The organism is uncultured Thalassolituus sp. (assembly GCF_950066645.1).
Classification (GTDB): domain Bacteria; phylum Pseudomonadota; class Gammaproteobacteria; order Pseudomonadales; family Oceanobacteraceae; genus Thalassolituus.
Window position 1 is genome coordinate 39,920 of sequence record NZ_CATMFB010000011.1, and the last position, 19,082, is coordinate 59,001.

The window sequence follows — 19,082 nt, forward strand, 5'->3', positions numbered from 1 at the left end:
AATTGCGCCACATCCGACTATGACTGTGGCGCCCTGATCGCAATTAAACGATTTCGATCAATACCTCTCCGGGCGTCACGCGGTCGCCCTTGCCGACATGAACTGCTTTGACTGTGCCGGCAATATTTGAATTGACTTCGGTTTCCATCTTCATGGCTTCTGTCACCATGACCGCCTGCCCGGCTTTTACGCTGTCTCCCACCGCGACCAGTACGTCCACCACATTACCGGGCATCGCAGTCGTCACGTGACCCGGCTCAGTCGCACGGGCACGGCGTGCGCCCGGACCTTCGGCAACAAATTCGTTGAGCGGTTCAAACACCACTTCTTCGGGCATCCCATCCATCGACAGATACACCTTACGCCGGCCGCCATCCAGAGCTCCGACGCCGGTGACCGCAATTTCGTATTTTTCACCATGAACGTCGATGACAAATTCGGTCGCCTGAGTAGTAGTGGCCTTGCCTTTCCCGGCAGCGTCAGGGGGCAGCAATTCTTCAGGTTTCAGAGAGCCGTCGGCCCGTTGTTGAAGATATTCACGTCCGAGATCCGGAAACATGGCGAACGTAAGAACGTCTTCCTCACTCGTCGCCAGTGCACCAATATCATCGCGGAGTTTATTCAGTTCAGGCTGCAGCAGGTCTGCCGGCCGTCCCTCAATCAACTCACCATTACCAATCGCTTTCTTCTGCAGGTCGGCATTAACCGGCGCCGGTGCCTGACCGTATCCCCCCTGCAGGTAGCGTTTCACTTCGTTGGTGATGGTTTTATAACGCTGCCCGGCGAGAACGTTGTACACGGCCTGAGTACCGACAATCTGAGAAGTCGGTGTCACAAGCGGAGGGTAACCAAGGTCTTTCCGCACCAGCGGAATTTCTGTAAATACCTCGCGGATACGATCAAGCGCATTCTGCTCTTTTAACTGATTCGCCAGATTAGACATCATGCCACCCGGCACCTGATTCACCTGAACGGAGACATCCTCGCGGGTAAATTCACTCTCAAACTGATGATATTTTTTCCGCACTTCGCGGAAGTAATCCGCGACTTCACTTAGTAATTCAAGATCAAGTTCTGTGTCGTAGGGCGTCCCTTTCAGCGCCGCCACCTGAGACTCTGTTGCGGGATGACTGGTGCCGCTGGAAAACGAAGAAATGGCGGTATCAATCCGGTCAACACCGGCTTCCACTGCTTTCAGCTGACACAAAGGTGCAAGACCGGCCGTTGAGTGACTGTGCAGCACAACGGGGACCTGAATTTCCGCCTTGAGCGCTGCCACCAGATCGTACGTTGCATAGGGCGTCAGCAGACCCGCCATATCTTTGATTGCGATAGAATCGGCCCCCATCGCCACCATGTCGTGTGCCTGCTTAACAAAGGCTTCAGGGGTGTGTACGGGCGACGTGGTATAGCAGATAGTCCCCTGTGCATGCTTACCGGCTTTTTTTACAGCCTTCATTGCAGTTTCGAGATTCCGTACGTCATTTAATGCATCGAAAATACGGAAAACATCGATACCGTTGTCTGCCGACTTCTGCACAAAGGCTTCCACAACATCATCTGCGTAATGGCGGTATCCCAACAGATTCTGCCCGCGCAATAACATCTGCAGACGTGTATTTGGCAGCGCTTTTCTTAACTGACGCAGGCGCTCCCACGGGTCCTCTTTCAGAAAACGTACACACGCATCAAAAGTAGCGCCGCCCCAGACTTCCAGTGACCAGTAGCCCACTTTATCCAGCTTTTCGCAGATGGGTAGCATATCCTCAGTGCGCAGACGGGTCGCAATCAATGACTGATGAGCATCACGCAGTACGACATCGGTGACTTCAATTTTCTTGGGTGTAGTCATAATTCTGTTCTCCTTTTATGCCCGCTTAAAAGCCAGCATGAGCAGTGATGGCAGCAGCGATAGCTAAAGCCACTTCGCTGGGATGTCGTTTGGTTGAATAATTCAGTAATTCAGGGTGTGACGGTACGAAGCTGGTATCAAAACAGGCATTGGCAAAATCCGGATGCCCCAGAATCTGCTGATAGTACTGAGCCGTGGTTTTAATACCGTGCAATCGCATGTCATCAAGTGCGCGTTTGCCCCGTGCGATAACCTCTTCCCAGGTCAGCGCCCAGACCACCAGCTTCAAACACATAGAGTCGAAATAAGGGGGAATTTCATAGCCGGTATAAATAGCGGTATCTACCCGGACACCCGGGCCACCGGGTGCGTAATAGTGAGAAATACGCCCGAAACTCGGAAGAAAATCATTTTTCGGGTCTTCCGCATTAATACGGAACTGCAGGGCATAGCCCCGGTGCTGAATGTCTTCCTGACGAACACTGAGTGGCAGGTCACCCGCAATCCGTAGCTGTTCCCTGACAATATCAATGCCCGTGATAGCTTCAGTAATCGTGTGCTCGACCTGCACACGTGTATTCATTTCCATGAAATACACTTCATTCCCCGAGAGCAGAAACTCTACCGTTCCGGCATTCACGTAACCCACGGCCTCGGCAGCTTTCACCGCCAGACCACCGATATAGCTGCGCTGCTCCGGCGTCAGCTGAGGGCTGGGCGCAATCTCAATCAGCTTCTGGTTACGGCGTTGGATAGAGCAGTCACGCTCAAACAGGTGCACAACCTGCCCCTGACTGTCGCCCAGGATCTGAACTTCGATATGACGGGGATTAACAATGCATTTTTCCAGGAACACTTCTGCCGAGCCAAAAGCCGTGGTCGCTTCAGAAATGACCCGGGGGTACTGCTGGCGTAACTCATCTGGAGAGTCGCAACGACGGATACCGCGACCACCACCCCCGGATGTCGCTTTGATCATCACCGGATAACCGACTTTGTCTGCCAACGCCAATGCTTCGTTAACGTCAGCCAGGTTGCCGTCTGACCCCGGCGTAATCGGTACTCCGGCAGCACGCATACTGTCCCGCGCCTGAGTTTTATCTCCCATGCGGTGGATGACATCAGACGAGGGGCCAATAAAAGTGACGCCCTTTTCTTCGCACAGACGCGCGAACTCCGCATTTTCAGAGAGAAAACCATACCCCGGATGAATAGCATCACAGCCGGTCTGAACCGCCAGATTGACGATGCCTGCCGGGTCCAGATAACCGCGCAGTGGGTCTGCACCCACGGAGTAGGCTTCATCCGCCCTCTTTACGTGCAGGCCATAGCGATCCGGCTCGGTATAAATAGCCACCGAACGGATTCCCGCCTCAGCACACGCCCTGACGATCCGGACGGCGATCTCGCCCCGGTTCGCAATCATCACCTTCTTCAGCATGAGTCCATCCTCAGTCTGTGTATGTCCACACACTAGCGCAGCGCTATATAAAAGTAATAATTGATATTTTTTACCTTATCTATAAGTTATTACTTATATATAGAGCATGAGCAGTGACAACGTGCCCCTGACCGTACAAAAACTAGCCAGCAGACTGACATTTCGCCAGCTTCAGGTATTTAAAGCTGTCTACGATCTTCGTAGTTACAGCCAGGCGGGCGATCTGCTCGGCTTGACGCAACCGGCAGTCAGCAGCCAGATCCGACAGCTTGAACAGGGGCTGAATATGCCGCTGTTCGAATACATAGGACGGCGCCTCCACACAACGGCAGCAGGTGAACGCCTTATCGAAGCAGTGCGGGGGATCTTTACCGAGGTAGCAGATCTGCAGACGGATCTTGCCGCGCTCGAAGGCCGGGTCGCCGGCGAACTCCGGCTTGTCGCGGTAAATACGGCTCAGTATGTAGTGCCTTACCTGCTGCGGGCATTCCTGGATCTGAACCCGGAAGTACAGATCAAAGTGACCGTAGTTAACCGCGCAAATGCGATTGAGCGCCTGAGTAATAACAGCGATGATCTGGTCATCATGGGCATGGTCCCCGAGGGGCGCCCTCTGACGTCACTGCCATTTCTCGACAACGAACTGGTGCCCGTGATTCCGACTGGCCATCCACTATCAGGGCGTAACAAGATTCCAGCGGACGAGTTTCTGGCGAGTCAGTTACTGATGCGGGAGTCCGGTTCCGGAAGCCGGCTGGCGCTTGAGGTTCATTGTCAGGCCGCACGACTGAAACGCCCGGAGGGTATGGAACTGGGCTCAAATGACGCGGTAAAACATGCGGTACTGGCCGGGCTGGGCGTCGCCGTTCTGCCACGCCTCAGTATTTTGTCAGAGCTGCACCTCGGGGCGCTGGAAGTCGCCGATGTACAGGGGTTCCCACTTCGCAGAAGCTGGTGTCTTGTTTACCCTGCCAACAAGCACCTGACACCGTCGTCACGCGCGTTCGTCGACTATATTCAGCAGAACATCGCCAGCTTTGCCCAGCTTATCCGCAGGCAGAACCATCAGAGACCACGGTAAAGCACCGCCGAACCATGTCTGGCCTCTAATCCTGCCCGTGCTTTGCGGGTCATGCCCCTGATCACCAGAGCATAGCTGTGATCGATCATGCGCTCGATTTCGCTGTCAGGCACATCCCCCTGAATAAAAACCGTGTTCCAATGGGTTTTATTCATGTGATAGCCAGCAATCACATCGGTAAAGACATCCCGCAATTGCTGCGCCTGATGGGGATCGCACTTCAGGTTAACAATCTGGCGATCCCGGTAGACCGTTGCCAGCGCAAACATTTTTTCACCGACTTTGTAGACCACCGGTGTCGGCCCAAAGGGATAGCTCGCTTCCGATTCCGGCAATGACAGCAGATATTCTTTCAGATGCTCAGGCGACACGCTCAGTTCTCCGGTAATGAAAATTGCTGTGCCGAATCAGGAATGCAACGCCATACGAGACGCCCACTCCTGACCCGGAAGTAACCCGCCCGCTGCCAGCGGGTTCCACTGGCCTGACGATTATAAATCCCCTTCGGCCAGAGGCTCACCACCCCCACCAGAGAGGCGATACCCATAAAGTGCCAGCCACGGCTGTAACCCAATCCCCAGCCGCCGTACAGATCCCGCTGGGGGTCTGTCAGAACCTCAAGCCCCCCAGCACCGCCAATCACTTTCAGCCAGGCCATCGTTGCTTCTGCAGCACCATGACTGACCACAAAGACGGTCACATCCGGGTGATGCTCTTTCCAGATACGTGCTTCACGCACAGCCTGTTCTGCAAACGGGCAACCGACATGACGCAGGAAAAGAATCAGGCTGTTGTCGCTTCCGGGACGCTCAGGCACAGGGGCGCCAATGTCAGGGAGCGGTCCAACCTTCTGTTGAGGTGGCCGACGTAAAAAAATCGAAGTCATAAGTTCTGGACAAAAAAATACCCGGACGTACCGGGTATTCAGTGATCAGTTCGCCCGACCGGTGAACCTGCATTCGTCGGTATTCACCTTGATGCGGTCGCCTTCGGCAATGTGTTCTGGCACCTGAACAACCAGACCAGTCGTCAGAGTCGCAGGCTTAGTGCGCGAAGTAGCGGATGCGCCTTTCATCGCTGGGGCCGTCTCGGTAATCACCAGCTCAACAATGGTCGGAATATCAATACCAACGGCCACGTCATTCAGTACGACCGCCTGCATGCCCTGAGTTTCTTCGGTAATAAACTGGGCTTCTTCTTCAATCTGATCCTTGTTGAGCGGATACATAGTGAAGTCTTCAGAATCCATGAAATTATATTCTTCGCCATCGATATAAGACAGCGTCACCGGGCGACGGGTCAGGTCTGCAAGGTTCAGCATTTCGCTGTCTTTGAAAGATTCATCCAGCTTTGCGCCGGTAACCACATCGTACATACGCATACGATAAATCGAACCACCCGCACGGCCCTGCGGCACTGAACGTTCGATGTCTTTTACGAAGTACACGCTGCCATTGTATTCAACCGCAGCATTCTTTTTGATTTCACTGGCCTTAGGCATGGTGGTCTGACTCTCAGATGGAAAAGCGTGAGATTACTACAGGTTCAGGTCCCGGAGCCAGAGCCTTGCGCGCACCGCGGACACAGACACGCTTTACCACGCTTATCCGCCGGAATCTGAGCCAGTACGCTCTCCGGTATAGCCGCCTTCATACACCAGCAATCGGAAGAAAACGTCCCGCTACTGGCGGGCAAGCAGGCATTTGCCCCACCGCACAGTGGGCAATGTAATTCGGGGGCCGGTTTGATATCAGGCATGGGGGACTCTCCGGATAGCGGAGTTACATCATACCCCGCGCCAACCGGATTCCCATAAACTGCCACTGCAACCAGGGCTGAAAGAAATTCCGGTAGGTGATGCGGCTGTGTCCTGGAGGCGTTGCCACGGAACCTCCCCGGAGCACCATCTGGTTCACCATGAATTTGCCATTATATTCTCCCACGGCTCCCTCGGCCTTTTCGTAGCCCGGATACGCAAGGTAGGCACTGTTGGTCCACTCCCAGCGCTGCCCCCAGTCGAGTTGAGGCGCGGCAACTTCCCACTCCGCTTCTGTCGGCAGACGGGCACCCGCCCAGGCCGCAAACGCAGAGGCCTCATAGAAATTCACATGGCACACTGGTGCACTCATATTCAGAGGCTTCAGTCCCGCGAAGGTGTACTCAAACCACTGACCGTTCTGCTCATGCCAGTAAAGTGGTGCCCGGGCAGATGTTTTCTTTACCCAGTCCCAACCATCAGAATGCCAGAGTCCCGTGCGCTGATAGCCACCATCACGGACGAAGGCGAGGTACTCTTCATTACTGACGAGCGAGCGTGCGATTTCGTACTCTCCGAGTAATACAGGGTGACGGCTCCGTTCATTATCGAAACAGAAAGAGCGTCCATCTGCGCCTTTTTCGTATCTCCCGGAAGGCACCGTTAACCAACCGGGAGAACCGCTACGCTCTTCTGGCAGAGGAATATCTATTTCGGGAAACAGCGGGTTGTGACCCAGAATATATTTAATATCGGTGATCAGCAGTTCCTGATGCTGCTGCTCATGGTTGAGCCCAAGCTCAACCAGGCTCAATTGCTCATCGGACAGTGTTTCGTCTGCCAGCAGGCGTGTCATTGCATCATCGACATGTGCCCGATAACGATAAATATCGGTAACACCGGGGCGACTCAGATTCCCCCGGTCGCTGCGTACGGTGCGTTGCCCGACAGCCTCGTAATAACTATTAAACAGAAAGCTGTATTGCGGATGAAAATGCCGGTATCCGCGCAGATAAGGTTCGAGCAGAAATGTCTCAAAAAACCAGCTGGTATGAGCCAGGTGCCACTTGGGCGGGCTGACATCAGCCACAGGCTGCACGACATAATCCTCAGTCTCCAGGTGTTGGCAGATAGCTTCACTGTGTTGCCTGACTGCCTGAAAAGCCTCGACAAGCTGCTTCTGATTCATCCCTGTCTCCTCAGAGGTTTTTTAACCAGACGGCATTCATAAACCAGCCTTTGCGATCACAGACCTCAGAGATCTGGGAAAAACCGCTTTCCCCTGCGAGAGCTTCAATATCCGCATGGCTGAATTTCCGTGAGACTTCCATAAACAGTGGCTCATGGCGCCGGAACAGAATGCGCTCTCCGGCGATTGTCACTGTCTGTTCGCACTGACTGATCAGATAGCTGCGGCACGCCCCGGAGCCAGGATCATAGGTCTGGTAATGCTCAAAGCATGACAGGTCAAAATCGGCATTTAATTCTTCATTAATCCTGCGCAGCAGGTTCAGATTAAATTCACGGGTGATGCCTTCATGATCATCATACGCCCGTAGCACCGTTTTTGGATCTTTCTTCAGATCAAACCCGGTCACCAGCATATCCCTGGGATTCATCATTGAGGACAACCGCTGGCAGAAGGTTGAGCAGTCTTCAACCGTCATATTGCCGATGTTTGATCCGAGAAACAGAAGGATTTTCCGACGCTCAGAGGTTTCACAGATCCTCTGTAAAGCATCAAAGTAATCTCCCTGCGTCGGAACTACATTCACGGAAGGCAGAGTGTTCTCCAGGTTCTGGGCCAACACATCGAGAATATGTCCGGATATATCCACCGGAAGGTAACGAAAGTCGGCGCGCTGATGCTCAAGATATTCCAGCAGATGTCGCGTTTTAGTACCGTCGCCTGCGCCTAATTCGATCAGGTCGAATGCACTCTGGTGAATATTCAGCGGCACAGCCAGATCGGCGGTAAAATCACGAAAAATCTCCATTTCACAGCGGGTCAGATAATAATCCTCACACTCCATTATCCGTTGAAAAAGGCGATCGCCGGTTTCGTCATAGAAGTATTTGGAAGACAGCGATTTCTGTGGACTGGTCAGTCCGGAAATCACATCGTCGAGAAAAGATGAGGGTAAATCAGTGTCTGCCGTGAGCGGCAGAAGAACAGCCTGAGGAGCAATACCGGGCATGTTTCGCCTCCATTCCATGAGTGATTGAACAGCAACTCAGCCGACCACCATGCTCTGTGTGCACGCCACCTTGTGCCAGCTCTTTCACCATAGCGGAAACCCATTTCGGTTGCAGGAAATATGCTGGATGGAATGCGCCATAATGAATACGGTCATGGCATGTTCACCTGTCTCACCGGGTATAGCAGCTTAATGTGACAGTTATATGCGGCATAAAAAAAGGCACCGTCCATCCTGGAAGGTGCCTTTTTCCGCCATATTATGGCTACAGGGTGCTGATTTCTACATCAGTTTCTGATCAGGTGATCGAAGGCGCCCAGCGCAGCGGTTGCACCCGCGCCCATCGAAATAATGATCTGCTTATACGCGACATTGGTACAGTCACCAGCAGCAAACACACCCGGCACATTAGTCTGACCATGACCGTCGATGACAATTTCACCACGTTCCGTCAGCCCGACAGTCTCTTTCAGGAACTCGGTGTTAGGAACCAGACCGATCTGTACAAAGATACCAGCCACATCCACAACGTGGGTTTCGTCCGTCGCACGATCTTTATATTTCAGACCAATCACCTTGTTGCCATCACCCAGGACCTCCGTCGTCATCGCCATCTTAATGATGTTGATATTGGCAGTGTTCTGCGCTTTTTTCACCAGTACCGCATCGGCACGCAGCGTGTCTGAGAATTCCAGAACAGTCACATGCTCTACAATACCTGCCAGGTCAATCGCGGCTTCAATACCTGAGTTACCACCACCGATGACAGCGACTTTTTTGCCTTTAAACAGCGGGCCATCACAGTGTGGGCAGAAACATACACCTTTCGCTTTGTATTCCTGCTCACCCGGTACATTCATCTCTCTCCAGCGCGCACCCGTGGCCAGAATCACTGACTTGCTCGCCAGTACCGCACCATTCGCCAGCTCGACTTCTGTCAGACCGGCATCCGTCTTACGCAGGCCAACCGCCTTCTGAGCCTTCATGACGTCAACGTCGTACTGTTTCACATGCTCTTCGAGGTGTGCGACCAGCTTAGGCCCCTCGGTGTAAGGTACAGAGATAAAGTTCTCGATGCCCACGGTGTCAGATACCTGCCCACCAAAGCGATCAGCAACAATCCCGGTACGGATACCCTTACGGGCAGCGTAGATGGCTGCTGATGCCCCAGCAGGGCCACCACCGACGACAAGAACATCGAAGGGATCTTTATCTTTAAGCGCTTCCGCTGCTTTCGCATCAGCATCGTCATCGACCAGATTCAGAATATCCGCCAGCGTCTGCTTACCGTTCGCCAGAGGCTCACCATTCAGGTAAAGCGCTGGCACAGCCATGATGTCTTTCTCGGTCACTTCCTGCTGGAACACACCACCATCGATCATGGTCGCGGTTACCTTAGGATTCAGTGCTGCGATCAGGTTGATCGACTGCACAACGTCCGGACAGTTGTGACATGACAGCGAAACGTAAACCTCAAAATTCAGCTCGCGTGTCAGCTCTTTTGCCTGATCCTGCAACGCCTGATCTTCTTTCGAAGGATGACTACCCGCCTGCAACAGAGCCAGAACCAGAGAGGTGAACTCATGACCCAGTGGAATACCGGCAAAGAACACACGCGGTGCGTTGTCTTCTTTAGCAATCGCCATCACAGGCGCTCGGCCGTTAATCTTCTCTTCCGTGGTACTGACCGAAATTTTGTCGTTCAGCTCAGCAATTTCACGGGCCAGCTCCTCCAGCTCTTTTGCTTTTGGCGAACCATCAACGGCCACCAGCAGTGAGATTGGGTTACGCAGGTTGTTCAGGTAAGCGCCCAGCTGTTGTTTCATGGTTGCATCAAGCATGATGGAATCCTTCTGTAGTCTGTTCAGCGCTTAGTCAGCGCCATGTCATTCAAGGTATGACGTTATACTAGCGCTCTGAACTCAATAAGATAAATCAATCTTTTCTAACGGCACGATAGCTATTACCTAAACAATGATCATAGATATCGTCTATAACATGTACGCTAACACGATGGGGCGCACTGATAATGACGGCGCTCAAGGTCTGACGGGGTTAAGGAATGATGAGCAGTGCCCATCTAATAACACGTGGAAAAAGAATGGATTCTGCTGCGATAAATAGGGATGTGGAAATCAGGCGGCAAACGCCTCAGCGATAATGCTTGTTACTGGCTGAGTGCAGAACCGACATCCATTCTACGATGCAGAATTCTTATTATGAACACTCCAGCACCATCTGCTTCGTAGTACAGAACATGGCTGGCACACGGGTATTTCCGCAGATTCCCGGAAATATAATCGCAGTCAGTACCCGAAGATGGATTCTCAGCAAGTTGCGTAAACACGTTATCAATAAGGCTAAGATACTCGCGCCGCTGCCGTCTTCCCCACCGTTTCTCTGTGTAAGCAGCAATTTCCCGAAGGTCATTCAGAGCTGCATTTGAAATTCTGAATCCATTCATTGACAAGCAATCCCTGTTCAGTCGCCCATTTCCTGCATGAGCTTTGTGTAACTATAGTCCGCTATTCCGCTTTCCTTGCCTTCGGCAATCAGTGTCCTCAGAGTCTGCAACTTCTGCTCATCATCCTCAAGCTTACGCAAACCCGCCCTGATAACCTCACTGACCGAGCCATAACGTCCGCTCTGCACTTGTTCTGCAACGAAGCCATCAAAGTGATCGCCCAGTGTTACGCTGGTGTTCTTGGCCATAACGCCCCTCCGATACCAAATATTGGTATATATTGGTACTGCATTCCAGGAATGTCAAAAGCTGAAACGAAAAACCCCAGCCGAAGCCGGGGTTTTCTTCTTACATCTGAGCGTCAGCGACAACGCAGCTAGCTCAGATCATCTGACACAGCTGGGGGCGATGAGCTGCAAGGCATTCGTAAGCAAGTACCCAAAAAGAAAAACCCCGGCCGAAGCCAGGGTTTCCATCTTTTATCTGAGCGTCAGCGAGGCAGGCTGCGCAAGGCAACGCAACTAGCTCAGATCATCTGGCACAGCTGAGGCGATGAGCTGCAAGGCATTTTTGAGCGAGTACCCAAGACATACCAGATTGGTAGGCGCAGGGACGAGCGAAAAAATAACACAGCAGATCGCGTCTCAGCGAAGTCAGATTAGATTTTGCCAACCAGATCCAGAGAAGGAGCCAGAGTCGCTTCGCCTTCTTTCCACTTAGCTGGGCAAACTTCACCTGGGTTGTTACGAACGTACTGAGCCGCTTTCACTTTGCGCAGCAGTTCTTCAGCGTTACGGCCAACACCTTCACAGGTGATTTCCATAACCTGGATAACGCCGTCTGGATCGATAACGAAAGTAGCGCGGTCTGCCAGACCAACACCTGGGCGCATTACACCAAAGTTGTTGGTGATGTTGCCGCTGTTGTCGCCAACCATGTAGTAGTTGATCTTACCGATAGTTTCAGAAGAATCGTGCCATGCTTTGTGTACGAAGTGAGTGTCGGTAGATACAGCGAATACTTCAACGCCCAGCTTCTGCAGTTCTTCGTATTTGTCAGCAACATCGCCCAGCTCTGTAGGACATACGAAAGTGAAGTCTGCTGGGTAGAAGAAGAAGATAGACCACTTGCCTTTAACGTCTGCTTCAGTGATGTCTACGAACTGGCCATCTTTAAACGCGGTAGCGCTGAACGGCTTGATTTCAGTGTTGATCATGGGGTTTCTCCATTGAGTTTATGTTTGCAACGGGGACCATAGTAGGCCCCTGAAGCCGATACGTTAAATTGATCTTTTCAAACAACCCGATAGGGGATGCCTATCATATCGGGTTATCACAGAAAGGCCACCCTGACAGAGTCAGATTACTTTGCTGTGACAGCCGGAGGCATGCTGTCGATGTGCAGCGTCCGGGTCGGAAAGGCACAGTCTGCACCGCATTCGTGAATAATATCCATAATTTTCAGCAGCACATCCTGCTTTATCTCATGGTATTTCACCCAGTCGGTCGTCCTGGTAAAGGTATAAATAAAGAAATCCAGACTGGATGCGCCAAACGCATTGAAGTTAACAATCATGGTCTGCTCCTGATCAATCTCAGGATGACTGCGCAGCATGGCCTGAACCTTGTCCATCAGCTCTCTGACGACTCGGGCATCCTGATAGCGGACACCGATGGTTTCGTAAATGCGGCGGTTAAGCATGCGGGACGGGTTCTCGACCGAGATGCTGGTAAATACCGAATTAGGAACATAGAGCGGACGCTTATCAAACGTGCGGATGCGGGTTACCCGAAAACCGATACTTTCTACCGTGCCTTCTATAGAGCGATCTGGCGAGCGTATCCAGTCACCCACTTTAAACGGCTTATCCAGATAGATAATCATGGAACCAAAAAAGTTAGCGAGAAGATCTTTGGCAGCCAGACCGACAATCAGACCGCCCATACCACCGAAAGCCAGAATCCCGGAAATAGAAATACCCAGAAGCTGGAAAACAGGAAGAATGATCAGAATGGTCACCGCCAGTTTGGCCAGCTTTCCGACCAGCTGCACCGTCGTTGGGTCCATCCCGCCTTCGAGCTGCTTTTCTTCTACCCGGTTAATCAGTCGCCACATCGCCCACGCCACCAGCACAACCATTGCCAACTGACGCGTAACAGAAATACTTTCCTGAATTTCTTTGCCGAAATAGACTGCGCTGATATCGGCAGACCAGGTGAGACCAACCACGATGATCATCCAGTTCACGGGCACGGCGATCGCACTGAGAACGACGTCATCCCAATGATTATTGGTTGATGCGACCAGGCGTACCAGGCGCTTCCGGATCATCCGCCATACCGCACCCGCCAGGGCAGTCAGCCCAAGCGCGAGACACATCTGCCAGAACCAGTCGTAATTCTGACCGATCAGTTCTTTCCACCATTCCATGCTGATTTCCTTAGTTCACCCAACGCTGACGTACCGCTTCAAAGAGGCAGACACCCGTTGCCACCGACACATTCAGAGAGCTGACTTCACCGGCCATCGGGATATTAATCAGGTGATCACAGTTTTCCCGTGTCAGTCGGCGCATCCCCGGGCCTTCGGCGCCCATCACCAGAGCCAGAGGGCCGGTGAGGCTCTGCTCGTACACGCTGGTCGTCGCTTCACCTGCGGTGCCGATAATCCAGATGCCACGCTCCTGCAGCTCTTTCATCGTCCGTGCCAGGTTAGTGACCTGAATATAGGGAATGGCTTCCGCCGCACCACAGGCAACCTTAGCTGCCGTCGCCGTCAGCGGCGCGGATTTATCTTTCGGTGCAATGACCAGATGGACCCCGGCTGCGTCGGCTGTGCGCAATACTGCCCCGAGATTGTGAGGGTCGGTGACCCCGTCCAGAATCAGCACAAACGGGTCGCCCTGAATCGCATCGAGTATATCCGGCAGGTGCTTTTCGGATTTACCCTGAACGGGCTTCCGCAGGGCGATGATCCCCTGGTGATTTCCATCAGCTTTCTGATTGAGCAGGCCTTTATCGGCCTCCATCACGGGCAGGCCTTCTGCTTCGGCCAGATCCAGAATCTTCTGCATTTTGGCGTCGACCCGCCCTTTCTGCACCCAGATTTCGACCACCTGATCTGGTGAGCGTTGCAGCAGAGTCGTGACGGCGTGAATGCCGTATACGCTATCGAGTTTCATAAATTACTTTTTCTTTGCCGCCGATTTCTTGGTCGATTTTTTTGCTGTGCTGCCCGCTTTCTTTTTTGCGTTCAGCTTCTGACGTTTGCTGGGCTTTTTCTTTTTGCTTTTGGCTGCATCACCCTGCGGCGGTTTCCCCGAAGGTTTCCCCGAAGACTTACGCCCTGGCATCAGAGTTTCTTCTTTTTTCCCGTTACCTTCACCGCTGCGTTTGCGAGGCAAGCGGGCGGGCTTCGGCATATCGCTCATCACACGCCGGTCGGCATTGATCGGGGCCGTTGTCAGTTCAAAATCGATCTTGCGGTCGTCCAGGTCAACACCAACAACCCGCACCCAGATGTTATCGCCCAGACGGAAACTGCGACGGGTGCGCTCTCCCACCAGACGATGCTTAACCGCATCAAACTGGTAGTAGTCGTTCTGCAGGGTACTGACATGCACCAGACCTTCGACATACACGTCTTTTAATTCAACGAACAGACCAAAGCCGGTCACGGCAGAAATCACACCTTCGAAATCTTCACCGACTTTGTCGCGGATATACTCGCACTTCAGGAAGTCCGACACATCACGGGTGGCATCATCTGCGCGGCGTTCAGTAACGGAACAGTGCTCGCCCATCGCCACCATCGCGGCCATATCGTAGGGGTAAATTGTTTTCTGGCTGAGGGGTTTCGCCCCCTCTGCCCGCTGCACGTGCTTACAGTCACGATCACTGCGGATCACACTGCGGATACCACGATGAACCAGCAGATCAGGATAACGACGGATCGGCGACGTAAAGTGCGTATAGGCTTTGAAAGCCAGACCAAAGTGGCCTGCATTTTCAGGGTCATACACCGCCTGACTCAGAGAGCGCAGTAATACCGTCTGAATAAGATGTGAGTCCGGACGGTTCTCAATCTGGGACAACAGCGTCTGATAATCTTTCGGTGCAGGGTCTTTGCCATGCGGCATCATCAGACCCATTTCACCGAGGAACGCATTCAGGTTTTCCAGCTTCTCAGCGCTCGGACCTTTGTGCACCCGATACAGTGCCGGAATGTCATAACGCTGGAAGAAGTCTGCCGCACATACGTTCGCTGCCAGCATGCACTCTTCGATCAGCATGTGCGCATGATTACGCTGTGTTGGCACAATTTCCTGAATTTTACGCTCACTGTCGAAGACAATGCGGGTTTCGACTGAGTCGAAATCCATCGCCCCACGCGCTTCGCGTTGCGCACGCAGAATATGGAACAGGCGGTACAGCTCATCCACATGAGGGACAACATCGGCGTAATGCTCGCGCCACTGATCCTGCACTTCTTTGTCTGCTTCCGGGTTCACCATGTCCCAGACTTTGTTGTAGGTCAGGCGAGCATGGGAGTGAATAATCGCTTCCATGAATTTATAGCCAGACACCCGACCGGCTTTCGATACGGTCATCTCACACACGAGCGTCAGACGATCCACGTGCGGATTCAGAGAACACAGGCCGTTAGACAATTTCTCCGGCAACATGGGGACCACAAAGCCAGGGAAGTAAACCGAGTTACCACGCTGGTGCGCTTCGTTATCAAGAGGGCTTTTGACCTTCACATAATTCGAAACATCGGCAATTGCGACCCAGAGGCGCCAACCGCCGGTGCCTTTATTACGCTCACAATACACAGCGTCATCGAAGTCACGGGCATCTTCACCGTCAATAGTGACAAACGGCAGATGACGCAGGTCGATACGATTCTTTTTGTCTGCGGCTTTGACTTCGTCCGGGATTTTATTTGTTTCTTCTTCGACTTCAGGTGGAAACACGTGCGGAATATTGTGGCTACGGATCGCCACATCGATTTCCATCCCAGGTGCCAGATGTTCACCCAACACCTCAATGACCTCACCCACTGGTAAGCCCGACTGAGTGGGCTGGCGGGTGATCATAGCCACAACAAACTGGCCGTGTTCTGCGCCTTTGCGCCCCTCTGGCGGAATCAGAACTTCCATCGGTATGCGTTTGTTATCCGGCTGCAGAATACCGACACCCGATTCTTCGAAGTAACGCCCCACAATCTGCGTGGTGTTGCGCTCCAGCACTTCAACAATCTTACCTTCAGGGCGCCCGCGACGATCCAGCCCGAGAATCTGCACCGCGACTTTGTCTCCGTGGAAGACTTTCCGCATCTGGCGATTGGAGAGATAGATATCATCGCCCCCCTCACGCAGCACAAAGCCAAAGCCATCCCGGTGTCCCATCACCATACCGGTTTCCAGGTTCACCTTTTTCATCGGCATAAACTGGTTACGACGGTTACTGATCAGCTGACCATCACGACACATCGCGATAAGCCGGCGGCGCAATGCCTCTACCCGCTCTTCATCGCTTTCTCCCAGCGCGTCACAGACGTCCGCATGGGTCAGCGGGCTGGCGGCCTTTTCAAGCAGCATGAGAAGGGCTTCACGACTGGCGACAGGGTTCTCGTACTTCTCGGCTTCCTGCGCAGCATTCGGGTCTTTGATGATCGGTGTGTTCTTCCTGGAATCGCTCAAGCGACTGCTCCTGAGAATAAATGTGGTGAGTAGTATACAGGATGCAAGATGACAGAGTCCGTCTGTGGGTTAAAGTGACCTGAAGTTAATCTGTGTCGACTCACGCTGCTTACCGGCGGCCTCCAGCTTCTGCAGATACTCCTGCCACAGAGAATCCTGATTGAGGCTAAGGTGATGCAGATACTTCCAGTCGTACAATCCGGAGTCATGGCCATCGTCAAACGTCAGCTTGAGGGCGTAATTACCCGCCGGTTCCATGCTCAGCAGCCCGACGTCTTTCTTACCGTACTGTAATACTTCATTGCCGACACCATGCCCGCGCACTTCTGCCGAAGGGGAGAATACGCGCAGAAATTCAAAGCTGAGGCTGTACGTCGTATCACCATAGGTCAGCTCGACACAGCGGCTGGCTTTGCGGACTTTTATGGCGGCGGGAATCATACGGTCTGTCTCTGTACTGTTTCAGTTGCCACAGTGTACCTGCCAGACTGGGAAAAGCGGAAGTAATGCAGTACCGGTGCGCGGTGCGCCGGTACTGCATCAGAGCAGACAATCACCAGATCAGAGGATGAACTGGCTGAGGTCCTGATCCTGTGCCAACGCACCGAGGCGGTCATCGACATACGCCGCATCAATCAGCACGGGCTCTTTCAGATCAGTCGCATCAAAGGACACAGCCTCCAGCAGACGCTCCATCAGAGTGTGAAGACGACGGGCACCAATGTTTTCGGTGCTCTCGTTCACATCAAACGCAATCTGCGCCAGACGACGGATACCGTCAGCAGTGAAGTCGATATCCAGGCCTTCGGTTTTCAGCAAGGCTTTGTACTGCACGGTCAGTGAGGCATTCGGTTCGGTCAGAATACGCTCGAAGTCCTGAGGCGTAAGCGCCTGAAGCTCTACACGGATCGGCAGGCGACCCTGTAGTTCAGGAATCAGATCCGACGGCTTCGACAGATGGAAAGCGCCGGACGCAATAAAGAGAATATGATCGGTTTTGATCATGCCGTGCTTAGTGCTTACTGTGCAGCCCTCGATCAGTGGCAGCAGATCACGCTGCACGCCTTCGCGTGAAACATCACCACCAGATCCACTTTCCTGACGCTTCGCCACTTTATCGATTTCATCGATGAAAACGATTCCGTTCTGCTCTACCAGCTCCAGAGCCCGTACTTTCAGCTCTTCCATATTCACCAGATTGCCGGCCTCTTCATCACAGAGTTGCTTATAGGCGTCGGCAATCTTCATTTTGCGTTTGGTCTTTTTGTCGCCCCCCATGTTGGCAAACATGTTCTGCAACTGGCTGGTCATTTCTTCCATGCCGGGAGGCGCCATGATTTCCACGCCCATATTGACCTGCGAGACATCGATCTCAATCTCTTTATCGTTCAGCTCACCGGCACGCAGTTTCTTGCGGAAAATCTGACGCGTCGCACTGTCGGTCTTTGGCTCTTCAGTAGTATCCCAGCTGGTTTCGCGCGGTGGCGGCAGCAACGCATCAAGAATCCGTTCTTCTGCGCGCTCTTCGGCACGGGTGCGTACCTTTTTCATTTCCTGTTCGCGCATCAGTTTGATGCCCGTTTCCACCAGGTCACGGATGATAGATTCAACGTCTTTACCGACGTAGCCGACTTCTGTGAACTTGGTGGCTTCTACTTTAATAAAGGGCGCATTTGCCAGTTTCGCCAGACGACGTGCGATCTCGGTTTTACCTACACCGGTCGGACCAATCATCAGAATATTCTTTGGCGTTACTTCATCACGCAGCTCTGCATCCAGCTGCATCCGGCGCCAGCGATTACGCAGGGCGATCGCAACGGCGCGCTTGGCATCGTGCTGTCCAATGATGTGCTGATCCAGTTCGTGAACAATTTCCCGCGGTGTCATCTGGCTCATGCGTTTTCTCCTGAATTCAGTACTTCAATGGTCAGGTTGGTGTTGGTAAAGACACAGATGTCACCAGCAATATTCAGACTCTTCTCGACAATATCGCGGGCGCTGAGTTCGGTGTTTTCCTGAAGAGCACGAGCGGCGGCCAGCGCATAGTTACCACCCGACCCCACACCAATCAGATCATTTTCTGGCTGCAGTACATCACCGTTGCCGGTAATAATCAGCGACGCCGTGTGATCAGCCACGGCAAGAATGGCCTCCAGCTTGCGCAGCGCCCGGTCCGAGCGCCATTCTTTCGCCAGCTCAACCGCCGCACGGGTCAGTTGTCCCTGATGCTTCTGCAATTGAGCTTCAAATTTTTCAAACAGAGTAAAGGCGTCAGCCGTACTGCCAGCGAACCCGGCGAGAACCTTACCATCGTACAGACGACGCACTTTGCGGGCATTAGCCTTCATTACCGTATTGCCCAGAGAAACCTGACCGTCACCGCCAATTACCACTTCGTTACCACGGCGAACGGATACTATCGTTGTCATGAAACCTGTCCTGATTGATAGATGAAGAACTTATATGGGGGGCACAGCGCCAACTTCAAGAGCGTTACTCCTGACTTTCTGTCGCCCCCTATTTGCAGTTGATTGACACCGAGAGAGCACCGATACTTGCCGCCAGAAACGCACGATAACGGGATAT

Annotated in this window: 19 protein-coding genes; 1 reads left to right on the forward strand and 18 read right to left on the reverse strand. The window is 52.9% G+C overall.

Annotated elements, in window-relative coordinates; genetic code table 11:
• Positions 1-43: 43 nt before the first annotated feature.
• The gene (oadA, locus tag Q1L85_RS11120) at positions 44-1,852 is read right to left on the reverse strand and encodes a sodium-extruding oxaloacetate decarboxylase subunit alpha (RefSeq protein WP_300425194.1); all 1,809 of its coding nucleotides are present in this window, start codon (positions 1,850-1,852) and stop codon (positions 44-46) included.
• A 25-nt stretch (positions 1,853-1,877) separates the two neighbouring features.
• Positions 1,878-3,293: an acetyl-CoA carboxylase biotin carboxylase subunit gene (locus tag Q1L85_RS11125; protein WP_300425193.1), complete on the reverse strand. Its 1,416-nt coding sequence runs from the start codon at positions 3,291-3,293 to the stop codon at positions 1,878-1,880.
• A 121-nt stretch (positions 3,294-3,414) separates the two neighbouring features.
• On the opposite strand from Q1L85_RS11125, the gene Q1L85_RS11130 reads away from it, so the two are divergent.
• Positions 3,415-4,374: a LysR family transcriptional regulator gene (locus Q1L85_RS11130; RefSeq protein WP_300425191.1), complete on the forward strand. Its 960-nt coding sequence runs from the start codon at positions 3,415-3,417 to the stop codon at positions 4,372-4,374.
• Here the strand turns inward: Q1L85_RS11130 and Q1L85_RS11135 are convergent.
• From Q1L85_RS11135 to hslV, 16 genes are all read right to left on the reverse strand, one after another.
• Positions 4,359-4,745, reverse strand: coding sequence for an MmcQ/YjbR family DNA-binding protein (locus Q1L85_RS11135; protein WP_300425189.1), 387 nt, complete (start codon positions 4,743-4,745; stop codon positions 4,359-4,361). The two genes, Q1L85_RS11130 and Q1L85_RS11135, sit on opposite strands and share 16 nt — an antisense overlap.
• Before the next feature lie 2 nt (positions 4,746-4,747).
• The gene (locus tag Q1L85_RS11140) at positions 4,748-5,260 is read right to left on the reverse strand and encodes a hypothetical protein (protein WP_300425187.1); all 513 of its coding nucleotides are present in this window, start codon (positions 5,258-5,260) and stop codon (positions 4,748-4,750) included.
• A 45-nt stretch (positions 5,261-5,305) separates the two neighbouring features.
• Positions 5,306-5,875 (reverse strand): elongation factor P-like protein YeiP, encoded by a 570-nt coding sequence (gene yeiP, locus Q1L85_RS11145; RefSeq protein WP_300425185.1) that lies wholly within the window; start codon positions 5,873-5,875, stop codon positions 5,306-5,308.
• A gap of 44 nt (positions 5,876-5,919) precedes the next feature.
• A complete protein-coding gene (locus Q1L85_RS16750) occupies positions 5,920-6,132 on the reverse strand; it encodes a cysteine-rich CWC family protein (RefSeq protein ID WP_373914930.1) in 213 nt (70 codons plus the stop codon).
• Positions 6,133-6,155: 23 nt separating this feature from the next.
• Complete coding sequence (gene egtB / locus Q1L85_RS11150; protein ID WP_300425184.1) at positions 6,156-7,319, reverse strand: ergothioneine biosynthesis protein EgtB; 1,164 nt, start codon at positions 7,317-7,319, stop codon at positions 6,156-6,158.
• 10 nt (positions 7,320-7,329) lie between these two features.
• Entirely contained in the window at positions 7,330-8,328 is a 999-nt protein-coding gene (locus Q1L85_RS11155; RefSeq protein WP_300425182.1) for an L-histidine N(alpha)-methyltransferase, read from the reverse strand.
• A 287-nt stretch (positions 8,329-8,615) separates the two neighbouring features.
• Complete coding sequence (ahpF, locus tag Q1L85_RS11160) at positions 8,616-10,169, reverse strand: alkyl hydroperoxide reductase subunit F (RefSeq protein WP_300425180.1); 1,554 nt, start codon at positions 10,167-10,169, stop codon at positions 8,616-8,618.
• Between the two features lie 326 nt (positions 10,170-10,495).
• On the reverse strand, positions 10,496-10,792 hold the full coding sequence (locus Q1L85_RS16755) for a type II toxin-antitoxin system RelE/ParE family toxin (RefSeq protein WP_373914933.1): 297 nt from the start codon (positions 10,790-10,792) through the stop codon (positions 10,496-10,498).
• 17 nt (positions 10,793-10,809) lie between these two features.
• A complete protein-coding gene (locus Q1L85_RS11165) occupies positions 10,810-11,040 on the reverse strand; it encodes a type II toxin-antitoxin system ParD family antitoxin (RefSeq protein WP_300425179.1) in 231 nt (76 codons plus the stop codon).
• Between the two features lie 410 nt (positions 11,041-11,450).
• A complete protein-coding gene (gene ahpC / locus Q1L85_RS11170; protein ID WP_300425177.1) occupies positions 11,451-12,008 on the reverse strand; it encodes an alkyl hydroperoxide reductase subunit C in 558 nt (185 codons plus the stop codon).
• A gap of 146 nt (positions 12,009-12,154) precedes the next feature.
• Positions 12,155-13,222, reverse strand: coding sequence for a mechanosensitive ion channel family protein (locus tag Q1L85_RS11175; protein WP_300425175.1), 1,068 nt, complete (start codon positions 13,220-13,222; stop codon positions 12,155-12,157).
• Positions 13,223-13,232: 10 nt separating this feature from the next.
• Positions 13,233-13,973, reverse strand: a complete 741-nt coding sequence (gene rlmB / locus Q1L85_RS11180; RefSeq protein ID WP_300425173.1) for a 23S rRNA (guanosine(2251)-2'-O)-methyltransferase RlmB — start codon at positions 13,971-13,973, stop codon at positions 13,233-13,235.
• Positions 13,974-13,976: 3 nt separating this feature from the next.
• Positions 13,977-16,496 carry a ribonuclease R gene (gene rnr / locus Q1L85_RS11185; RefSeq protein WP_300425172.1) on the reverse strand — a complete coding sequence of 840 codons (2,520 nt, stop codon included), beginning with the start codon at positions 16,494-16,496 and terminating at the stop codon, positions 13,977-13,979.
• A 69-nt stretch (positions 16,497-16,565) separates the two neighbouring features.
• Entirely contained in the window at positions 16,566-16,937 is a 372-nt protein-coding gene (locus tag Q1L85_RS11190) for a DUF971 domain-containing protein (RefSeq protein WP_300425171.1), read from the reverse strand.
• A 120-nt stretch (positions 16,938-17,057) separates the two neighbouring features.
• Complete coding sequence (gene hslU / locus Q1L85_RS11195) at positions 17,058-18,392, reverse strand: ATP-dependent protease ATPase subunit HslU (protein ID WP_300425169.1); 1,335 nt, start codon at positions 18,390-18,392, stop codon at positions 17,058-17,060.
• The gene (gene hslV, locus Q1L85_RS11200; protein ID WP_300425167.1) at positions 18,389-18,925 is read right to left on the reverse strand and encodes an ATP-dependent protease subunit HslV; all 537 of its coding nucleotides are present in this window, start codon (positions 18,923-18,925) and stop codon (positions 18,389-18,391) included. The genes hslU and hslV overlap by 4 nt, the downstream gene beginning before the upstream one ends.
• Positions 18,926-19,082 lie beyond the last annotated feature (157 nt).